Here is a 19391-nt window from a genome sequence, read left to right on the forward strand (position 1 = left end):
TTCGTACGGGAGCCCGCCCGCGCCCCGCGAGCCGTGCCGCACCGCACCCGCCTGGCCCCGGGAACCACCCCGGCGGGGGAGCGCGCGAGGGGTGGTCGCCGGGGTGGGCCGCGTACTCAGCGGGCGGCGGCGCCGAACCACTTGGGCAGGTGGGCCAGCAGATCCTGCTGGTCCTCGCCCACCCAGACGACGTGGCCGTCCGGGCGCAGCAGTACGGCGGGCACGTCCAGTTCCTCGCTGACGTCGACGACGTGGTCGACCCGGTCCGACCAGCCCGCCGCCGAGAGCCGGCCCGTCTGATCGAGCAGCAGGCCCCGGCCGCCGTGCGTCAGCTCGTAGAGGCGGCCGCGCCCCAGCGCCACGTCCCGCATCCGCCGGCCGAGCAGTTCACGGCCGTGGTGGTCCTGGTCCTGGTCTTGGTCCCGGCCGATGTCGTAGCGGACGGAGATCGCGGTGATCTTCTCGATCAGGTACCGGTTCACCTCCTCGAAGTCCACGAGTTCCGCGAGCAGTCGGCGTACCGCCCGGGCACCCGGCTCCGTCGACATCAGCTGGATCTGTGCGCGGGTGTTGTCCAGTACGTCGGCGGCCACCGGGTGGCGTTCGGCGTGGTAGCTGTCCAGCAGCCCCCGCGGTGCCCAGCCGGCGATCTCGGCGGCCAGCTTCCAGCCGAGGTTGAACGCGTCCTGGATGCCGAGGTTGAGCCCCTGCCCGCCGGTCGGCGGGTGGACGTGCGCCGCGTCCCCGGCCAGGAACACGCGGCCCACGCGGTAGCGCTCGGCCAGCCGCGTCGCGTCGCCGAAGCGGGAGAGCCAGCGCGGCGAGTGCGCGCCGAAGTCGGTGCCGGCGAAGGCGCGCAGCTGCTGCTTGAACTCGTCGAGGGTCGCAGGGGTGGCACGGTCCTCGGCCACTCCCTCGGCAGGAGTGACGACGCGGTAGAGCCCGTCACCCATCGGCATGGCGCCGAACCGCAGCTGGGTCTTGCGGACTTCGGCCACCGCGGCGGCCACCGTCTGCGCCGGTTCGGCGAGCTCCATCACGCCGAGCAGCGTCTCGACCCGGGAAGGCTCCCCGGGGAAGCCGACGCCGAGCAGTCTGCGGACCGTACTGCGGCCTCCGTCGCAGCCGACGACGTAGCGGGCGCGCAACCGCGTGGTGTCGGCCAGCTCGACGCTCACCCCGTCGTCGTCCTGGCTCAGCCCGACCAGCTCGCAGCCGCGCCGGATCTCGACGCCCGCCCCGGTGGCGTGCTCGGTCAGCAGCCGCTCGGTGATCTCCTGCGGGATGTGGAGGACGTACGAGTGCGCCGTGTCCAGCCGCTCCGGCCAGGAGCTGCCGAGGCCGGCGAAGAAGCCGCCGACGGTGAACTGCCGCCCGAGCGGGAGGAACCGCTCCAGCAGGCCGCGTTGGGCCATCACCTCGATGCTGCGTACGTGCAGGCCTTGGGCGCGGGACTGACGGGTCGGCTCCGCCTCCTTCTCCAGCACGAGCACCCGCACGCCGTGCAGCCTCAGCTCGCAGGCCAGCATCAGGCCGGTCGGCCCGCCTCCGACCACGATCACGTCCATCAAGAAAACCCCCGGGCAATTCGCAAAGGTGCAGGTGGGCGACGATTGTGCGCCGTGGTGGGGGCCTTGCGGCAAGCCCCCCGCTGCGCTATATGTTGAGAGTGGCAAGGAGCGGGTTGGCTCCTTGCCTTTCCTTTTTTTGGGATCCATTCCTTTTCGCATCACTTTTTGAATCGATCCGGCCCGGCCGGGTAGTCGCCCGTTACGGAGGGCCGAGGGCCTTCACGCGCGGCATGCCCCGGGAGGACGCTGTGGGCGGGAACGGTGACAAGGACCGGGCGCCGGATGTACGGCGGCCCCTGATGCAGCACGAAGGCGGCACCGCCGACGAGCACGGGCGAAAGCCCGGGGTCCCCTCCCGTACGGGTACCGGGGCCGAGCCGCCCGCGGACGCGGAGCGGGTGCGCCGGGCCGGCGAAGACAGGACGAGGGTCGCCCACGTGCGCGGACAGGACGGCGCCGGCCGACCCGGCGGCGCCGACGAGGAGGGCGACTGGCCCGCGTAGCGGGCGGCGGGAACGTTCCGGCCGGTCGCCTCGTTGGTCCGGCGCCCCGCTCTGCATCGCGTACCGCAGGAGTAACGTGCCCGAGACCCCGTCCGGCCCCGCCGTGACCTCCCTTCCGCCGCTCGCCGCCCAGGCGGAGCGCCTGATCGAGCTCGGGGTGCACGAGCTCGCCCGGATCCCGGCCGATGAACTGCGCGCGTTCGCCCGCGCGCAGGACGCGGGGGGCGGGCACGGCGGCGACGTCCTGCTCGCCGTCCACCCGGAGCGCGCCCCCGCCTCCGCCCTCGCACCGTTGCTCCGCCGCGAGGACAAGCCCGGCTTCGTCGTCACCGACATGCCCGACGTCGACGGCTTCGGCCCGCTCGATCCCATCGAGCTGCCCGACGCTCCGCTGTACGTCGTCACGGGCGTCGACCGGGGCGACCACATGTCCGACTGGAGCCCCGAAGAGGCTCTGCCGGCCCTCACGAAGGAGGACCGCACCCCACTGCTGCTCACCGAGGGCATCCACTGGGTGCTCCAGCGGCCGGCGGCCCTGGAGCGCAACCGCTGCTTCATGACCATCGGCTCCCGGCTGCGCAAGGCGAACGGCGCCCTGGACGCCCGCACCCCGGCGATCTGGATCAGCAACGGCACGGGCCGGGACGGCCGTGAGCGGCGCAACGCCCCGAAGGTCGGCTGGTGCTGGTGGGGCAACCGCCACACCTGGCTCGGCTTCGCCTCCGCGACGAGCCGCAGGCCGTGACGGACCGGGCGGGGCCGACGGGCGACAGGTGCTCCCGCGGTCCGCGGTCCGCGGCGGTCGGGCGCTCGGAGGCGGCCTGCCGGCAGCTGCTCGTACGGGCGCGCCGGCACCTGCAGGCCGGGCGGCCGTGCTTCGAAACCGCCCGCGCGGAGCGCGGGGACCTCGCGGCGCGGTTCCACGACGCCCTCCGCGAAGGCGACGTCGGCGGCCTGCAAGAGCTGCTGGCCGCCGTCTACCCCGGCCCGTCCCGGCTGGGCCGGCCCGCGGTCGGCCACCGGCCCGTCCAGGCCCCCGCCGCCTCCGCCTGGGCGGCCAGGGAGAGGAGGAGGGGTTCGGAATCGGCCGGGCCCAGGAGCTGGGCGCCGAGGGGAAGGCCCCCGGAGGTGAAGCCCGCCGGGACGTTCACCCCCGGCCAGCCCAGGACGTTCCACGTCCAGGCGTACGGGCACGCCGCGATCATCGCCCGGTCCGTTGCCATCGCCCCCAGGCCCGCGAGAGCGCCGATCCGCAGCGGGGGAGTGGCCGTCGTCGGGGTCAGGACCACGTCGAACCGGCCGAAGATCTCCCCGACCCGCCGCCGCAGCAGGGTTTCCGCCCGGCGCGACGCGCGCAGCGGCAGGCCGCCGAGGATCCGGCCGCTGCGCATCGCCTCGTGAGTGCGCGGGTCCAGCAGCCCGCGATCCGGCACCCGGGAGGCCCAGTCCCGTACGCCACCGGTCGCGCGCGGTACGAAGGTCAGGCCGATCCGCCCGTAGCGCGGGTCCTGCGGGACCACCTCGTGACCCAGGGACTCCAGCCTCCCGGCGAGCCGCTCCACCGCCGAACGGACCTCCGGGTCGAGGGACTTCGGCGTCGCCGTGAAGGCCATCCCGAACGACAGGGCGATGCGCAGCCGTCTCGGCGTGCGGCGGGCCGCCTCGACCGCCGAGACGGGGGCCGGACGATGCCGGTCCCCGGGGTGGTGGCCGCTCGCCGCGTCCAGCAGGAGCGCCGCGTCGGCGACGCTGCGGGCCAGCACGCCGTTGACCGTCAGTCCGTGGAAGGACTCCGGCTCCGGCCACGTGGAGATGCGTCCGCGCTGCGGTTTGACGCCGACGAGATGGGTCCAGGCCGCCGGGATCCGTACGGAACCCGCCCCGTCGGATCCCAGCGCCGCCGGGACCAGCCCCGCGGCGACGGCTGCCGCCGAACCGCCGGAGGAACCGCCGGGCGTGTAGGCCGGGTTCCACGGATTGCGGGTCTCGCCGAACGCCGGGCCCTCGGTGAACGGCCACTGCCCCAGCTCCGGCGTCTGGGTCTTGCCGATGACGATCGCGCCGGCCGCGCGCAGTCGGCGCACGGCCTCGCTGTCGGCCGTCTTCGGCGGGAACTCCCCGGCGCAGCCGAAGGCGGTCGGCTCCCCGGCCACGTCCATGTCGTCCTTCACGGCGACCGGTACGCCGAGCAGCGGGAGCCGCTCGCCGGCGGCCAGGCGCCGGTCCGCCGCGTCCGCCTCGGCGAGCGCGGCCTCGGTGCGCACGATCCGGAAGGCGTTCAGCACGGGCTGCGAGGCCGCTATCCGCTCCAGCGCCTCCTCGGTCGACCGGCGTGCGGAGACGGCGCCTTCGGCGAGCGCCCGCGCCGTTTCCACCAGCCCGGAACAGACGGCCGGAGCCTTCGCACCTGACGACGTCACCGACATCGGACCTCCCCGTTACCGCTCGGTAGGACCGAAGGTAACGGGGAAGGCCCGAGGGTGGCTAGAGCGGCTGGATCCAGCCCTCCAGCGAGGCCATGAACCCGTCGAAGTCGTCCCGGTGGATGGTGTGTCCGGCGCCGGCGACCGACCGCACCTCGAATCCGCGCTCCTCCAGCAGCGAGGCCCGCTCCGGGGAGATCAGGAAGCTGGGGTCGGCGAGCTGGACGAGCGAGGGGACCACCGGCGCCGCCGGCAGCAGGTCCGTACCGGACAGCCGGCCCAGGCCGAGCGCCGTCGCCTCGTCCCACACGGCCAGGGTCTCCAGCTCGACGTCGACGTCCGCCTCCTCCCAGCGCGGGTTCATCGCCCGGATCCGCTCCCTGGGCGCGGACTTGAACTGCGCGAACAGCTCCGGGCCCATCCCCTGCGGGGCAGTGGCCAGATGCCAGGCAGGGTCGGAGAACACCGCACGCTTCGGCCTCAGCCGGTCCACGGCCAGCGAGAGGGTCAGCCCGCCCAGCGAGTGGCCGATGGCCAGGTCGGCGCCGGCCGGCAGGGTCTCGACCACGTCCTCGGCGAAGAGCGCCGGGTCGTACTCGCCCCGCCCGCTGGCGCCGTGGCCGCGCAGGTCCACGGCGATGACGCGGTAGCCGCGCGCGGCGAGGGCGGGGCCCACCCGGCGCCAGGTCCGGTGGTCGGCCATCATGCCGTGGATCAGGAGCGCGACGCGGTCGCCCTCGCCCCAGGTGTGGGTGTGCAGCTTCACGGTGGAGCCCTTCTCGGAGAGTTCTGGGAGCTTGTCGGCGGTCGCGGCGGTCGCGGCGGTCGCGGCGGTCACGGAGGTTCTCGGGAGCTCAGCGCACGCTGCGGATCGGCTTCACCGCAAGGGCGCCCGCCACCGCCAGGACCGCCGCGACGACGAACAGCGCGCTGTAGCCGCCGCTCACCGAGACGATCACCGAGGCGATGAACGGCGCGACGATCTGCGGCCCCGCGTTGGCGATGTTGAGCACGCCCATGTCGCGGGCCGCGTCCTGGGCCTTGGGGAGCACCATCGTCACGAGCGCCGTGTCCACGGCCATGTACGAGCCGAACGCGAGCCCGTTGACGGCCGCGAAGGCCAGCATCGCCGTCCAGCTGTCCGACACGGCCGGGATCACGAGCGCGAGGGCCGACAGCACGGCGGAGGCGCCGACGAAGAGCTTGCGCCGGTCGAGCCGGTCGGAGAGGTACCCGCCGAGCACCGTGGAGACCACCATGGCGACGCTGGTCAGCGGCATCAGCACCGCCACCGCCTCCTCCGGCTCCATTGCGGCGGGCAGCACGGTGTGGTCCTGGAGGATGTACAGCTGGTACCCGCTGACCGCGAAGTACCCGAGGACGAGCAGCGCCCGCCCGATGAAGGCCCAGCGGAAGTCGTGGTCGCGCAGGGCGCCGGTGAACGCGGCCAGCTGCTCCCTGACCGGCAGCGGGGCGCGCGCCGGGAGGCGCTCCTCGCGGGTGCAGGCGGTGAACAGGACCGCGGCGCCCGCCACGATCGCGCCGAAGACGAGGTAACCGGTGCGGTAGTCGTCGCAGAACGCGGCGCCGGTCAGTGCCCCGAGGGTGGAGCCGAAGGGCAGGCCGAGCCCGACGGCCGCGGAGGCCTTGCCGCGCGCGGACATCGGGACCCGGTCGGGGACCACGGAGGTGATGGCGGCCTGGTAGACGTTCATGACGGCCTGGCCGAGGCACCAGGCGATCGTGATCAGCAGGATCGTGTCGGCGGCGCCGAGCAGGAACATCGCCGGCAGGGCGGCGAGCCCGCCGCCCAGGATCCAGGGGTTGCGCCGTCCGGTGCGGTCGGACAGGGCGCCGGCGACCGGGTTGAAGATCGTGGCGAAGATCGCCGAGACCCCTGCGATCAGGCCGAAGTTGGCGACCTTGTTCGCCGGGTCGACGTCCTCGACCTGGAGGGCGAGCAGGACGCCGCCGACGCCGATGTACAGCGTGTACATGGCGCTGTTCCCAACGAGCAGCAAGGGGAACAGGCCGCGTCCGGGGGCGCGCGGGGCGCCGGACGCGGCCGGTGCGGCGGACGGGGCGTCGGGGGTGGCTCCGGTGGTTCCGGTGCCGGAGGAGGAAAGGGCCACGGTGCCCTCCTGGGCGGGTTCTTCGTGCGGATGAGGGTGGGGTGGAGCTGGGGCGGGAGGTACGGGAGGGGTGTCGGGAGGCGTGGGCAGGGGTGCGGCGAAGGGGTGTGGGGAGGGCGCGGCGAGGTGCGGTGAAGGGTCCTGGAGAGGGTGCGCGCCGCCCTGTCGCTGCGGCGGGGGTGCGTCGGATCACGACAGGGCGGCGGCACGACCGGACACGGTCGGACACGTGCGGGAGCACCCCGGGGAAGGGGATGCGACGCCCGAGTTACACGTGTCAATGAATCGTGTAACCACTGTGTAGCACTCGTTTCCGGCCATCCGCTAGCCCTCGGGCGCAATCGGTCTGGAAAGATGCGACGGCAATGTCCCAGTCATCGAAACCGCCGCAGCCGGCCCCCGTGCCGACCAGCGCCGACGTGGCCCGTCTCGCCGGCGTGTCGCGCGCGACCGTCAGCTACGTCCTCAACAACGCGGAAGCCGTACGCATCAGCGAGCCGACCCGCCGCAAGGTCCGCCGGGCCGCCGAGGAGCTCGGGTACGTCCCGCACGCCGCCGCCCGCAGCCTGCGCGCCGGACACACCCGGATCGTGCTGCTGCCCACCTCGCACGTGCCCATCGGACCGCTCTACAGCGCCTTCCTCAACGAGCTCCAGTGGTCGCTGCGCCGCCTCGACTACACCGTGGTCCAGTACGGCAGCCTCGGCCTCAGCGGCGACGAGGCGGCCCGCGCCTGGGCCGAGCTGCGCCCGGTCGCGGTGATCTCGCTCGGCGAGATCACCCTGTCCGTGCACAACGTGGCCACGCTGAAACGGGCCGGCGCCCGCGCGGTGATAACGATGGGTCCGGTCGGCGTCCCCGGGGCCCACGCCCTGGTCATGGACCAGAGCGAGGTCGGCGCCCGGGCCGCCGCCCACCTCGTCGAGCGCGGGCACCGGCGGATCGGCGTGGTCGTCCCTCAGGAGGAGGGGCTGGAACTCTTCTCCACCCCGCGCCTGGAGGGCGCGCGCTCGGCGGCGGGCGCCGCGATCGAAGCGCTGCCGATGGCGTACTCGGAGGAGTCGGCCGCCGCGCTGGCCGCCCGCTGGCGCTCGCTCGGCCTGGACGCGGTCTTCGCGTACAACGACGAGTACGCGATGCTGCTGATGCGCGCGCTGCTGGACGAGGGGCTGCGGGTCCCCGAGGACGTCGCCGTCATGGGTGCGGACGACCTGCTCATCGGCCGCCTGCTGCGGCCCCGGCTGAGCACGGTGCAGATCGAGCTGCCGACCGGGGACCACCTGGCCGAGCTGGTGGACCGGGCGGTGCGCGAGCCGTCCGAGATCACGCAGCGGCAGGACCTGATCTCGGCCGCTGCCATCCGGCGGGAGTCGACCTGAGGGCCGCGACGATCGTGACGGCCGTGACGATCGTGACGGCCGCGACGATCGTTGCGGCGCGTCCGTGGCCGGCAGAGGGCCGTTGACAGCCGGTGACCTGCGGACGGAGACTTCGGGCGCGCCCCACCGGGCGCGCCCGGCGCCCCACCGGTGCCGACCCCGGCACCGCCCCGGCGCCGCCCGTACGGATCCGCCCAGGAGAGCCCCCATGAGCATCCGCACCGCCCGCGACGGACGCACCGTCCGCGACGTCTACGTCGTCGACGCCGTCCGCACCCCGATCGGCAGGTTCGGCGGAGCGTACGCCGGGGTCCGCCCCGACGACCTCGCCGCGCACGTCGTCCGCGCGCTGGTGGACCGTACGCCCGACCTCGACCCCGCCCGCATCGACGACGTGGTCTTCGGCGACGCCAACGGAGCCGGCGAGGACAACCGCGACGTGGCCCGGATGGCCGTCCTGCTCGCCGGGCTCCCGGTGTCCGTCCCCGGGGTCACCGTCAACCGGCTCTGCGGTTCCGGCCTCGAAGCGGTGATCCAGGCCGCCCGCGCCATCGCGCTCGGGGACGCCTCCGTCGCCATCGCGGGCGGCGTGGAGTCGATGAGCCGGGCCCCCTGGGTGGTGCAGAAGCCCGAGCGGGCCTTCCCGGCGGGCCACCAGCAGATGTGGTCCACCACCCTGGGCTGGCGGATGACCAACCCGCGCATGCCCGCGCAGTGGACGGGCTCGCTCGGCGAGGGCGCCGAACTCATCGCGGAGAAGCACGGCATCACCCGCGAGGCCCAGGACCTCTTCGCCCTGGAGAGCCACCGCAAGGCCGCGGCCGCCTGGGCCGCCGGGCAGTACGCGGACGAGGTCGTCGCGTACCCCGGCGTGGACCTCGTACGCGACGAATGCATCCGCGAGGGCTCCACCCCCGAGGCCCTGGCCCGCCTGAAGCCCGCGTTCCGCACGGACGGCACGGGCACGGTCACGGCCGCGAACGCCTCCCCGCTCAACGACGGCGCCGCGGCGCTGCTGCTGACCGACGAGGAGGGGCTGGCGGCCACGGGCCGGGAGCCGCTGGCCCGGATCAGCGCCTCCGCGGTCACCGGCATCGAGCCGCAGCTCTTCGGCCTGGGCCCGGTGGACGCCGTGCAGCGGGCGCTCGCGAAAGCGGGCCGGAGCCTGGCCGACCTGACGACCGTCGAGCTCAACGAGGCCTTCGCGGCGCAGGCGCTGGGCTGTGTCGCGGCCTGGCCGGAGCTGGACCCGGCCGTGCTCAACCCGCGCGGCGGCGCCATCGCCATCGGGCACCCGCTCGGCGCCTCCGGGGCCAGGCTGGCCGGCTCGGTGGCACACCAGCTGGCCGCGGCCGGCTCGGGCACGGGCATGGCGACGCTGTGCATCGGCGTCGGGCAGGGCATCGCGCTCGTCCTGGAGCGCTGAGCCGGCGCACCGAACTCCCGTACACCGCCGCGCCGTCGATCGTTTCCGGTCACGGTGGCGCGTCAACTGCCCAATAACTGAACAGATGTGGTGCCTCCGGTCTGGCACGATGGCGCCTGCTGCCGCCCCCCGCCCCACCCATCCCCACCGGAGGCCCCGCGCCATGCCGCTCCTCGAACCGATGCTCTGGCAGGACGGACCGACCCTCACCGGGGGAGCCGCCCCGGTCGTAGAACCCGCCACCGGCCGCACCCTGGCCACCCTCGCGCTGGCCGCGCCCGCCGACGTCGCGGAGTCGGCCGTACGGGCCCGGGCCGCCCAGGAGGCCTGGGCGCGGTCCGGCCACATGGAGCGGGCCGCCGTCCTGCGCCGCGCCGGAGACCTGTTCGCCGCCCACGCCGGGGAACTGCGGGACTGGCTGGTGCGCGAGTCGGGCTCCATACCCGGCAAGGCCGACTTCGAGCTGCACGTGGCCGCCCAGGAGTGCTACGAGGCCGCCGCGCTGGCCTCCCGCCCGGCAGGGCAGGTGCTGCCGAGCGAGGCGCCGCGGCTCTCCTTCACCCGCCGGGTCCCGGCGGGCGTGGTGGGGGTGGTGGCCCCGTTCAACGCGCCGCTGATCCTGTCGATCCGCTCGGTCGCCCCGGCCCTCGCCCTCGGCAACGCGGTGCTGCTCAAGCCGGACCGGCGGACCGCCGTCTGCGGCGGCCTCGCGCTCGCCGCCGTCTTCGCGGCCGCGGGACTGCCGGCCGGGCTGCTGCACGTGCTGCCCGGGGGCGCGGAGACCGGGGCGGCGCTCGTCGCCGATCCGCTGGTCCGCGTGGTGTCGTTCACCGGGTCCACGGCCTCGGGGCGGATCGTAGGAGAGCTGGCGGGCCGTCACCTCAAGCGCGCCCACCTGGAGTTGGGAGGCAACTCGGCGCTCGTCGTCCTCAAGGACGCCGATGTGGAGGCCGCCGTCGCACAGGCCTCCTGGGGCTCGTTCTTCCACCAGGGTCAGATCTGCATGACGGCCGGCCGCCACCTCGTCCACGCCTCGCTCTACGACGAGTACGTCGAGCGGCTCGCCGTACGGGCCGAGGCGCTGGCGGTGGGGGACCCGTACCGCGAGCGGGTGCACCTGGGACCGCTGATCGACCGCGGCCAGCTGGAGCGGGTGCGCTCCCTGGTCGAGGCGAGCACGGAGCGGGGGGCCAAGCTCGTCGCCGGCGGAACGTACGAGGACCTCTTCTACCGGCCGACCGTGCTGGCGGGCGTCGCCGACGACACCCCCGCCTACGCGCAGGAGGTCTTCGGCCCGGTGGCGCCGGTACGGTCCTTCGCGACGGAGGACGAGGCGGTCGCCCTGGCCTCGGCCGGCCCGTACGGGCTCTCCCTCGGGATCGTGACCCGGGACGCGGGGCGCGGGCTGGAGCTGGCCGAACGGATCCCGACCGGGATCGCGCACGTCAACGACCAGACGGTCAACGACGAGGCGGTGGCGCCCTTCGGCGGGGTCGGCGCCTCCGGCACGGGGGCCCGGTTCGGCGGTGAGGCGAACCTGGACGCGTTCACGGAACTGCGCTGGACGACGGTCCGCTCGACTCCGCCGGGGCACCCCTTCTGAGACGGCCCGCGCGGGCGGCCGCCGTGCGTGCGGCGGCCGCCCGCCGGTGCGCCGTGGCGGAATGCGCGGGGCGAGCCGATCGTTCAAGGTGCATACAAGGCAATCAGGAGGTCTGGAACCGTGGCTACTGTCGAGCTCACCAAGGAGAACTTCGACCAGACGGTCAGCGCGAACCCGTTCGTGCTGATCGATTTCTGGGCGGGCTGGTGCCGGCCCTGCCTGCAGTTCGCCCCGGTCTACGAGAAGGCCTCGGAGGCCAATCCGGACCTGGTGTTCGCCAAGGTGGACACGGAGGCGCAGCAGGAGCTGGCCGCGGCCTTCCAGATCACTTCGATCCCGACGCTGATGATCGTCCGGGACCAGGTGGCGATCTTCTCGCAGCCCGGCGCGCTGCCGGAGGCCGCGCTGAGCGACCTGATCGGACAGGCGCGGGCGCTGGACATGGAAGAGGTGCGAGCGAAGGTCGCCGCCTCGCAGCAGGACGGCCAGGCGGGCACGGCGGAGGCCTGAGCGCGGGCGTGCGCTGATCGGTGCCCGGCGGATCGCCGCCGGTGCCCCGGTGCCCCGGTGTCCCGCTGCCCCGGTGTCCTGCTGCCCCGCTGCCCCGCTGACCTGCTGATCCGTAGACCGCGGCCGCCGCGCCTCTCCCGTGTGCCCCACGGCGCCCACGTAAGGTGACGGGAAAACAAGGGCCCCTGGAACCACGGATGGTGACTGTGTCGGAAGCGGTGGAGTACGACGTCGTGGTGCTCGGCGGGGGGCCGGCCGGCGAGAACATCGTGGACCGGACCCGCGCCGCCGGGCTGACCACGGCCCTGGTGGAGGCCGAGCTCGTCGGTGGCGAGTGCTCGTACTGGGCCTGCGTCCCGAGCAAGGCCCTGCTGCGCCCGGCGCTGGCCAGGGCCGATGCCCGCCGGGTGCCCGGGCTCGCCGGTTCCGTCCAGGGCCCGCTGGACACGGCGGCGGTGCTGGCGCACCGCGACTACTGGACCTCCAGCTGGAAGGACGACGGACAGGTCGACTGGATCGACTCGACCGGCGCCCACCTCTACCGCGGCCACGGCCGCCTCTACGGCGCCCGCAAGGTCGCCGTCACCAGCCCCGAGGGCGAGCACCACGTACTCGCTGCCCGGCACGCCGTCGTCGTCGCCACCGGCACCCGCGCCGTGATCCCGGACGTGCCCGGGCTCGCCGGGGCGCGGCCGTGGACCAGCCGCGAGGCCACCTCCGCCCAGCAGGCGCCGGGCCGGCTGCTGATCGTGGGCGGCTCGGTGGTGGCGGCCGAGATGGCCACGGCCTGGCAGGCCCTCGGCTCCCAGGTCACGATGCTCGTACGCGGCTCCGGGCTGCTGCCGCGGATGGAGCCCTTCGCCGGGGAGCTGGTCGCGCAGGCGCTGCGCGAGGCCGGCGCGGTGGTCCGTACGGACGTCTCGGTCGAGGGGGTCGTACGGGACGGCTCGACCGGGCCGGTCCAGGTCGTACTGGAGGGCGGCGAGATCCTGGAGGGCGACGAGCTGCTGATGGCGACCGGCCGCTCGCCGCACACCGAGGACATCGGGCTGGAGACCGTCGGGCTGACGCCCGGGGACTGGATCCCGGTCGACGACAGCTGCCGGGTCGAGGGCCACGACTGGCTGTACGCCGTCGGCGACGTGAACCACCGTGCGCTGCTGACCCACCAGGGCAAGTACCAGGCCCGGATCGCGGGGGCCGTCATCGCCGCCCGCGCGGCGGGCACCACCGAGCTCGACACCGGCCGCTGGGGCGCGCACGTGGCGAGCGCCGATACGCAGGCCATGCCGCAGGCGGTGTTCACCGACCCGGAGGCGGCCGCCGTGGGCCTCACCCTGGCGGAGGCCGAGCGGGCGGGCCACCGGGTGCGCGCCGTCGACTACGACCTCGGCAAGGTCTCGGGCGCCGGACTGTACGCAGACGGGTACCGGGGGCGGGCCCGGATGGTCGTCGACCTGGACCGGGAGGTGCTCCTCGGGGCCACCTTCGTCGGCCCGGGCGCGGCCGAACTGCTGCACGCGGCCACGATCGCGGTCGCGGGGGAGGTCCCGATCGGGCGGCTGTGGCACGCGGTCCCGGCGTTCCCGACGGTCAGCGAGATCTGGCTCAGGCTGCTGGAGACGTACCGGGGATAGCGGATCCCGCCCGGTCGGCGCGGCGGTAGCTGCCGCCGTCGCGGGTCCGGGTCAGCAGGCCCGAGGTGATCAGGTAGCGCCGCAGCGCCGAGCAGTCCTCGTGCACGGTGCGCAGCGCGTCGTTCACCTCGGGCTCGGTGTACGTCCGGCCCTCCTCGAAGAGGGTCTCGGTGAGATGGGCGAGCAGCTGCTCGCGGCGGGCGGCCTTGCGCGGGATGGCGATGAGCCGTTCACCGGAGAACAGGTCGGCGAGGGGGCGGGCGTTGCGGGACTCGGCGTTGCGGGACTCGGGGTTCCGGGACGTGGCGGTTCGGGGCACGGAGGTCCGGGCGGCCTGGGGCGCGGGGGTCTGGGGCACGGGGGTCTGGGACATGGCAGCGAGCCTGTCCGACCCCCGCACGTCCGGCAACGGGTTTTCGCTCCCTCGACCGCGGCCGGGGCCAACTGCCTCAAAAGTGACGGTCGTTCATCTTACTGAGCGGTAGACCCCGCCAGTACCCTCCCCCGTGACCGCTTCCCGCCCCACGGAGGAGCACGCATGCGACGTCCCACCGCTCGCCTGAGAACTGCAGTGGCCGCCGGGGTGATCGCCCTCGGCGCCGCCCTGCTCTCCCCGCTCGCGCCCGCCGCGGCCGCCGGTCCCGCGCCGCTGCCCATCGCCGACTACTGCGGCGGCCAGTGCGCGGACATCCTGCCGCCCGGCCAGAACGGCAACGCGACCCTCGCCCAGATCCTCCTGCACAAGGCGTTCGGCACCATGCCCGCCCACGCCTCGGACCAACTGGCCCGCTACGACTCGCTCGTGGCCGGATATCCGGGGCTCACCGACGCCAAGGTCAACGACTTCTTCAACGACGCCTCCTTCGGCGTCCCGGCCAACCAGGTCGAGTCGACCACCAGCCCGCGCCCGGACGTCACCATCACCCGGGACAAGAAGACCGGCGTCCCCCACATCAAGGGCACCACCCGGTACGGGACTTCCTACGGCGCCGGTTTCGCCGCGGCCCAGGACCGCCTCTGGCAGATGGACCTCTTCCGCCACGTCGGCCGCGGCGACCTGACCCCCTTCGCCGGCGGAGCCCTCGCCAACCAGGGTCTGGAGCAGCAGTTCTGGCCACAGGCCCCGTACACCGAGGCCGATCTCCAGGCCCAGGTGGACCGGATCCGCACCACCGAGGGCGACCGCGGCCGGCTCGCGATGGAGGACGCGCAGGCGTACATCGACGGGATCAACGCCTACCGCGTCCAGTCCAAGAACGGCCGCTACTTCCCCGGGGAGTACGTGCTCACCGGTCACATCGACTCGATCACCAACGCGGGCGAGATCCAGCCGTTCAAGATCACCGACCTGATCGCCCTCGCCTCCGTCGTGGGCGGGCTCTTCGGCGGCGGAGGCGGCGGCGAGGTGCAGGCCGCGCTCTCGCTGCTCGCCGCGCAGCAGAAGTACGGCCTGGAGGAGGGCACCCGGGTCTGGGAGTCCTTCCGCGAGCGCAACGACCCCGAGGCCGTCCTCACCGTCCACGACGGCAGCAGCTTCCCGTACGCGCAGAAGCCCGCGAACCCGCAGGGCACCGCGCTCCCGGACCCGGGGTCCGTCACCGCCGAGCAGCTCGTCCACGACCGTACGGGCGCCGCGGCCGCGGCGGCCGCCGCGAACCCGCCCAAGCCCGTCAAGCAGAGCATGTCCAACGCCCTGCTCGTGTCGGGGGCGAAGACCGCGAGCGGCCACCCCGTCGCCGTCTTCGGACCGCAGACCGGCTACCTCGCGCCCCAGCTCCTCATGCTCCAGGAGATCCAGGGCCCGGGCATCAGCGCCCGCGGCGCCTCCTTCGCCGGGGTGAGCATGTACGTCCAGCTCGGCCGCGGCCAGGACTACGCCTGGAGCGCCACCTCCGCCGGGCAGGACATCACCGACACCTTCGCCGTCGAGCTGTGCGAGCCGGGCGCAGGCGCACCGACCACCGCGAGCGCCTCGTACCTCTACCGGGGCGCCTGCACCCCCATGGAGAAGCTGGAGCGCACCAACGCCTGGAAGTCCTCGGTGGCCGACCCGACGCCGAACGGCTCGTACCGGATGCAGGTCTGGCGGACGAACTACGGCATCGTCACCCACCGCGCCACCGTCGCGGGCAAGCCCGTGGCCTACACCGCGCTCCGCTCCACGTACCGGCACGAGGCCGATTCGATCATCGGCTTCCAGATGCTCAACGACCCCTCGTACGTGACGGACGCGCGGACCTTCCAGCAGGCCGCCGAGCACATCGGCTACGCCTTCAACTGGTTCTACGCCGACTCGCGCGAAGCGGCCTACTACAACAGCGGGTTGAACCCGGTCCGGCCGGCCGGGGTCGACGCAGCGCTGCCGATCGCGGGCAGGCAGCAGTACGAGTGGCAGGGCTTCGACCCGGCGGCCAACACCGCCTCCTACACCCCGCCCGCCGAGCACCCGCAGTCCATCGGGCAGGACTACTACATCAGCTGGAACAACAAGCAGGCCAAGGACTACGGAGCGGCCGGCTTCGGCATGGGCTCGGTGCACCGCGCGGACCTCCTCGACCAGCGGGTCAAGCCGCTGGTCGCCGCGGGCGGGGTCACCCGCGCCAAGCTCACCCAGGCCATGGCGGACGCGGCGGTCACCGACCTGCGGGCCGAGAACCTGCTGCCCGAGCTGCTCGCGGTGCTGCGCAGCCGGCCGGTCACCGATCCGGCCGTGGCCGCAGCGGTCGACAAGCTGGCCGCGTGGCAGGCGGCGGGGAGCGAGCGCAAGGAGACCGCGCAGGGCTCGAAGGCGTATGCGCACGCCGATGCCGTCCGGATCATGGACGCATGGTGGCCGCTGCTGATCGAGGCCGAGTTCAAGCCGGGCCTCGGCGCACCGCTCTACGACGCCCTGGGGGCCTCGCTGACCGTGGACGAGGCGCCCAACGCGGGCCACGGGCCCACCGGTTCGCATGCCGGGTCGGCGTTCCAGTACGGCTGGTGGAGCTACGCGGACAAGGACTTGCGGACGGTGCTCGGGCGTCCGGTGGCCGGTCCGCTGGCCACGGCGTACTGCGGCGGCGGCTCGCTGTCCGCGTGCCGCGACGCGATGGCGGCCACGCTGGGGCAGGCCGCCGCCGCCACCCCCGCGTCGGTGTACCCGGCCGACGGGACCTGTGCGGCGGGCAACCAGTGGTGCGCGGACTCGATCGTGCAGCGTCCGGTGGGCGGACTGAGCCACCCGCAGATCAACTGGCAGAACCGGCCCACCTACCAGCAGGTGGTGGAGTTCCCGGCACACCGCTGAGCCCCGTACCGGCGAAGGCCCGCCGGCCCCGGAGCGATCCGGGGCCGGCGGGCCTCCTCGTACGCGGTCCGTCGACGCCCGTCAGGGGCCGACGGTGATCTGCTGCGCCGGGTCGGTCGTGTCGGTGACCTTGTACACGGCGTTGAAGACGGACGAGGTCGCGCTGGTCGGGCAGCCGAACCCGCCGGTGACCGTGACCGGCACGGAGGCGTTCGTGAAGGTCAGGCTCGGCGGTGCGCCGTTCGTCCAGGACCCGGCGACGTTCGCCGGGGCGGTGGGGGCGGCGGTGACCGTACAGGTGGCCAGACCGGACGTCTGCACGACGAGCCCGCCGACCGGGACCGTCATCGTGGCGGTGATCGGGGAGCCGTTCTGCATCGACACCGACCAGGAGCCGCTGGTGGTGACCGTCGGGGTCACGCCCCAGATGCTGGACGTGCAGGAGCTGTACGTCGGCGGGGAGATGGGTGAGGAGACGGGCCCGGAGGCGTTCTGGTTCCCGGGGGCGGCCGGGACGGTGCCGGTGGAGACGGAGACCGTACAAGTCACCGTCACCGAACCGGCCTTGAGGGTGGCCTTGCCGCTGAGGGTGGCCTTGAACGAGTGCCCGGCCGGGGTGACGGTGGTCGATCCGGCCAGCGGCGCGGGCGCGGCGGTGGCGGTGACCGAAGCCACCGACAGCGCTCCGGCGGCGGCCAACCCGAGGGCGAGCGCGGTACGCGTGCGACTCATGGCTGTGCTCCTTGGGGATCGGGGTGCGCGGTGGTGCCGGTTGGGGTGGTTACCGTGGGGGTGGTTTCCGTGGGGGTGGGGGACCGGGGTTCGGGTGGCTCGGGAGGTTCGGGAGGTTCGGGAGGTTCGGGGGAGGGGCGCCGGGCAGGGGCGTTGGGCTGCCAGGCGAACATCAGACCGCCGCCGAGGATCCCGAGCAGGGTGCCGATCAGGAACCCGCCGAGGTTCGACATGATCAGCGCGGCGGTGGCGATGAGCGTGGTGAGGACACCGGCGAGGCCGCGCTGGGCGGGCGAGAACCAGGCGGTGAGGCCGAGCACCATCATGACGATGCCCATCAGGACGGACGGGATGCCCGCGATGCCCTGCTGGAGCATCACCTTCAGCGGTGCGAGCGGCAGGGCGCAGATCTCGGCCCCGGCGAGGATCGCGAAGAACCCTCCCCAGAACGGCCTGTTGCGACGCCACTGCCGCCACCGCCGCCAGAGGCTCAGAAGCATTCCTTCTTGCCCTTGCTGATGTTCATGCTGAGCCCGGAGAGCTTGAAGGTGCCCGCGTTCGTGGCCCAGGCCGTCTGCTGCAGATCGGTGATGCTGACCGTGTCCGCCTGCTGGGCGAACAGGTCCTGCATGCCCACGGCTTCCGCCGGCCCCTTGTCGAGGGTGGAGGCGTCGCGGCCGATCTCGATGTTGCTGAACACGGCGTCGCCGGCGAGCTGGGTGGCGTCGACGAACAGGTTGCTGGCCTCGACGGGGGTCTTCTTGCCCGCGGTGAGGTTGAGCGAGATGTCGCCGACGACCGGGAGGGTGGTGACCACCGACTGGCAGAGGCTGTGGAGCTTGGCCTCCTTGATGGCGGTGACCGCCACGGGGATGAGCTCCTCGCGGGCGTTGACGTCGATGCTCCCGTACTGGGCGAAGCCCTCGCCCTCCAGGCTCGTCGCCGACACCTTGAACTGCTGGCCCGATACGGCGAAGGAGGCGGCGAGCGCGCCCTGCGCGAGGGCGATGCCGAGGCCCGCGGTCACGGCGATGGCGGGGACGGTCAGGACGGCGAAGCGGCGCCAGCGGACGCGGCCGCCTCCCGCGCCGTCTCTGCCTTCGTCTGCGCCGGGCGGGGCGGAGGAATCCGATAAGTTGGGGGAATCTGCCACGAGATCGTCCCTTATTTCGGCTGTGCACCGTTGTTACCGACGAGTTGAATGTAAGAGTGCCAATGGGGGTTGGCAAGGTTGTTCGACCGTGCCTTTTCGGCCGACTCCTACCGGTCGGTCACTGCTTCCCGGGCGGCCTTACGCGTCCTTGCGGAGCAGTTCGGCGACCTCCGCCTCCACCCGCAGGGCCATCGCCCGGGCGAACTCCGAAGCCACGACCTCGCCCGCCACCGGACGCAGCGCGGCCACCGCTTCCGAGACGTGATCCAGTTGGGTGGCCGAAAGCCGCTCCAGCCCGTCCGGTCCGATCACATGCCGCCGGAACAGTCCGACGAACCGGTCGGCCACCGCGGCCGCCTGCGTCTGCACGAAGTCCCCCGCGTCGAGGATCTCCGCGAGCGGCACGCCCTGGCGCACGAGCGTGAGGGTGGCCTCCAGCAGCCGCCGGCTCCGGTGCGTCACCCGGTCGCCGTCGACCCGTACGTACCCCAGCTCCGCCGCGCGCCGGGTGTCCTCGGCCGTCCCCGCCGGGCCGAACAGCTCGCGCAGCTCGGCGAGCGTCATGGTCACCGGCTCCTCGTGGACCCAGTCGCGGGTCATCGCCCGCTCGAAGCCGAGGAGTTGGGACAGACCGCCGCCGGCCTCCCAGGCGTGCAGCAGCTCCGCGATGCCGTTGACGGTGTACCCGCGCCCGAGGAGGTCGCTGATCAGGCGCAGCCGGGTCAGGTGGTCCGCGGAGTACCAGGCGATGCGGCCCTCGCGGCGTGGCGGCGGGAGCAGCCCGCGCTCCTGGTAGTAGCGCAGGTTGCGCACCTTGACGCCGGCCGCGCGGGCCAGGTCCTCGCGGCGGTAGCGCGCGCGGTCACCGGCGCCGTCGGTGCGACCGCCCGTGTCGGCGTCGGTGCGACCGCCCGCGCCGGCGTCCGCACGGCCGTCCGTGTCGGCGCCCGCGCCGGCGTCCGTACGGCTCCGCGCACTGCTGTCCGTACCGTCGTCTTCTCGTACCCGGCTGCTCACGCGGCCGAGTGTAGGACGA

The 19391-nt window shown here is 73.6% G+C and carries 17 protein-coding genes and 1 pseudogene; 9 read left to right on the plus strand and 9 right to left on the minus strand.

Annotation, left to right across the window (positions count from 1 at the left end):
- Positions 1-116 precede the first annotated feature (116 nt).
- Positions 117-1571, minus strand: a complete 1455-nt coding sequence (rox, locus tag AB0M92_RS12735) for a rifampin monooxygenase (RefSeq protein WP_366102131.1) — start codon at positions 1569-1571, stop codon at positions 117-119.
- Positions 1572-1870: 299 nt separating this feature from the next.
- On the opposite strand from rox, the gene AB0M92_RS12740 reads away from it, so the two are divergent.
- The 3 genes and pseudogenes from AB0M92_RS12740 to AB0M92_RS12750 all read left to right on the plus strand — a co-directional run.
- Positions 1871-2074, plus strand: a complete 204-nt coding sequence (locus tag AB0M92_RS12740; RefSeq protein ID WP_366102132.1) for a hypothetical protein — start codon at positions 1871-1873, stop codon at positions 2072-2074.
- A 76-nt stretch (positions 2075-2150) separates the two neighbouring features.
- Positions 2151-2819, plus strand: a complete 669-nt coding sequence (locus tag AB0M92_RS12745) for a DUF5701 family protein (RefSeq protein ID WP_366102133.1) — start codon at positions 2151-2153, stop codon at positions 2817-2819.
- A gap of 47 nt (positions 2820-2866) precedes the next feature.
- Positions 2867-3049, plus strand: a pseudogene (locus AB0M92_RS12750) (RNA polymerase subunit sigma-24); the annotation flags it as partial.
- Positions 3050-3051: 2 nt separating this feature from the next.
- Here the strand turns inward: AB0M92_RS12750 and AB0M92_RS12755 are convergent.
- The 3 genes from AB0M92_RS12755 to AB0M92_RS12765 form a co-directional block, all read right to left on the minus strand.
- Positions 3052-4500, minus strand: a complete 1449-nt coding sequence (locus AB0M92_RS12755) for an amidase (RefSeq protein WP_366102134.1) — start codon at positions 4498-4500, stop codon at positions 3052-3054.
- A 58-nt stretch (positions 4501-4558) separates the two neighbouring features.
- Positions 4559-5263 carry an alpha/beta hydrolase gene (locus tag AB0M92_RS12760; protein ID WP_366102170.1) on the minus strand — a complete coding sequence of 235 codons (705 nt, stop codon included), beginning with the start codon at positions 5261-5263 and terminating at the stop codon, positions 4559-4561.
- Positions 5264-5351: 88 nt separating this feature from the next.
- Entirely contained in the window at positions 5352-6629 is a 1278-nt protein-coding gene (locus AB0M92_RS12765; protein WP_366102135.1) for an MFS transporter, read from the minus strand.
- Positions 6630-6994: 365 nt separating this feature from the next.
- On the opposite strand from AB0M92_RS12765, the gene AB0M92_RS12770 reads away from it, so the two are divergent.
- The 5 genes from AB0M92_RS12770 to AB0M92_RS12790 all read left to right on the plus strand — a co-directional run bounded on the left by AB0M92_RS12770 (position 6995) and on the right by AB0M92_RS12790 (position 13184).
- Positions 6995-8008, plus strand: a complete 1014-nt coding sequence (locus AB0M92_RS12770; protein WP_366102136.1) for a LacI family DNA-binding transcriptional regulator — start codon at positions 6995-6997, stop codon at positions 8006-8008.
- A 208-nt stretch (positions 8009-8216) separates the two neighbouring features.
- The gene (locus tag AB0M92_RS12775) at positions 8217-9434 is read left to right on the plus strand and encodes a thiolase family protein (protein WP_366102137.1); all 1218 of its coding nucleotides are present in this window, start codon (positions 8217-8219) and stop codon (positions 9432-9434) included.
- Positions 9435-9597: 163 nt separating this feature from the next.
- A complete protein-coding gene (locus tag AB0M92_RS12780; RefSeq protein ID WP_366102138.1) occupies positions 9598-11037 on the plus strand; it encodes an aldehyde dehydrogenase family protein in 1440 nt (479 codons plus the stop codon).
- A 120-nt stretch (positions 11038-11157) separates the two neighbouring features.
- Positions 11158-11547: a thioredoxin family protein gene (locus AB0M92_RS12785; protein ID WP_366102139.1), complete on the plus strand. Its 390-nt coding sequence runs from the start codon at positions 11158-11160 to the stop codon at positions 11545-11547.
- Positions 11548-11744: 197 nt separating this feature from the next.
- Positions 11745-13184, plus strand: a complete 1440-nt coding sequence (locus tag AB0M92_RS12790) for an NAD(P)/FAD-dependent oxidoreductase (protein ID WP_366102140.1) — start codon at positions 11745-11747, stop codon at positions 13182-13184.
- On the opposite strand, the gene AB0M92_RS12795 is transcribed toward AB0M92_RS12790, so the two are convergent.
- Positions 13156-13428: a DUF2087 domain-containing protein gene (locus AB0M92_RS12795; RefSeq protein WP_366102171.1), complete on the minus strand. Its 273-nt coding sequence runs from the start codon at positions 13426-13428 to the stop codon at positions 13156-13158. The two genes, AB0M92_RS12790 and AB0M92_RS12795, sit on opposite strands and share 29 nt — an antisense overlap.
- A gap of 294 nt (positions 13429-13722) precedes the next feature.
- On the opposite strand from AB0M92_RS12795, the gene AB0M92_RS12800 reads away from it, so the two are divergent.
- Complete coding sequence (locus AB0M92_RS12800; protein ID WP_366102141.1) at positions 13723-16470, plus strand: penicillin acylase family protein; 2748 nt, start codon at positions 13723-13725, stop codon at positions 16468-16470.
- Positions 16471-16551: 81 nt separating this feature from the next.
- Here AB0M92_RS12800 and AB0M92_RS12805 read toward each other — a convergent pair whose 3' ends face one another.
- From AB0M92_RS12805 to AB0M92_RS12820, 4 genes are all read right to left on the minus strand, one after another.
- Positions 16552-17202, minus strand: coding sequence for a hypothetical protein (locus AB0M92_RS12805; protein WP_366102142.1), 651 nt, complete (start codon positions 17200-17202; stop codon positions 16552-16554).
- The gene (locus AB0M92_RS12810) at positions 17199-17702 is read right to left on the minus strand and encodes a DUF6114 domain-containing protein (RefSeq protein ID WP_366102143.1); all 504 of its coding nucleotides are present in this window, start codon (positions 17700-17702) and stop codon (positions 17199-17201) included. Before AB0M92_RS12810 ends, AB0M92_RS12805 begins: the two co-directional genes overlap by 4 nt.
- On the minus strand, positions 17693-18250 hold the full coding sequence (locus tag AB0M92_RS12815) for a DUF6230 family protein (protein ID WP_366102172.1): 558 nt from the start codon (positions 18248-18250) through the stop codon (positions 17693-17695). Before AB0M92_RS12815 ends, AB0M92_RS12810 begins: the two co-directional genes overlap by 10 nt.
- 243 nt (positions 18251-18493) lie before the next feature.
- Positions 18494-19372, minus strand: coding sequence for a MerR family transcriptional regulator (locus tag AB0M92_RS12820; protein WP_366102144.1), 879 nt, complete (start codon positions 19370-19372; stop codon positions 18494-18496).
- Positions 19373-19391 lie beyond the last annotated feature (19 nt).

The organism is Streptomyces sp. NPDC051582 (assembly GCF_040681715.1).
In the GTDB taxonomy this organism is placed as follows: Bacteria; Actinomycetota; Actinomycetes; order Streptomycetales; family Streptomycetaceae; genus Streptomyces.

What these genes read in the sequence shown, in the direction of transcription:
- AB0M92_RS12780 (WP_366102138.1), top strand. Translation starts at nt 9,598, where the DNA reads ATGCCGCTCCTCGAACCGATGCTCTGGCAGGACGGACCGACCCTCACC.
- AB0M92_RS12775 (WP_366102137.1), top strand. Translation starts at nt 8,217, where the DNA reads ATGAGCATCCGCACCGCCCGCGACGGACGCACCGTCCGCGACGTCTAC.
- AB0M92_RS12755 (WP_366102134.1), bottom strand. Translation starts at nt 4,500, where the DNA reads ATGTCGGTGACGTCGTCAGGTGCGAAGGCTCCGGCCGTCTGTTCCGGG.
- AB0M92_RS12805 (WP_366102142.1), bottom strand. Translation starts at nt 17,202, where the DNA reads ATGAGTCGCACGCGTACCGCGCTCGCCCTCGGGTTGGCCGCCGCCGGA.
- AB0M92_RS12810 (WP_366102143.1), bottom strand. Translation starts at nt 17,702, where the DNA reads ATGCTTCTGAGCCTCTGGCGGCGGTGGCGGCAGTGGCGTCGCAACAGG.
- AB0M92_RS12770 (WP_366102136.1), top strand. Translation starts at nt 6,995, where the DNA reads ATGTCCCAGTCATCGAAACCGCCGCAGCCGGCCCCCGTGCCGACCAGC.
- AB0M92_RS12800 (WP_366102141.1), top strand. Translation starts at nt 13,723, where the DNA reads ATGCGACGTCCCACCGCTCGCCTGAGAACTGCAGTGGCCGCCGGGGTG.
- AB0M92_RS12790 (WP_366102140.1), top strand. Translation starts at nt 11,745, where the DNA reads ATGGTGACTGTGTCGGAAGCGGTGGAGTACGACGTCGTGGTGCTCGGC.
- AB0M92_RS12740 (WP_366102132.1), top strand. Translation starts at nt 1,871, where the DNA reads ATGCAGCACGAAGGCGGCACCGCCGACGAGCACGGGCGAAAGCCCGGG.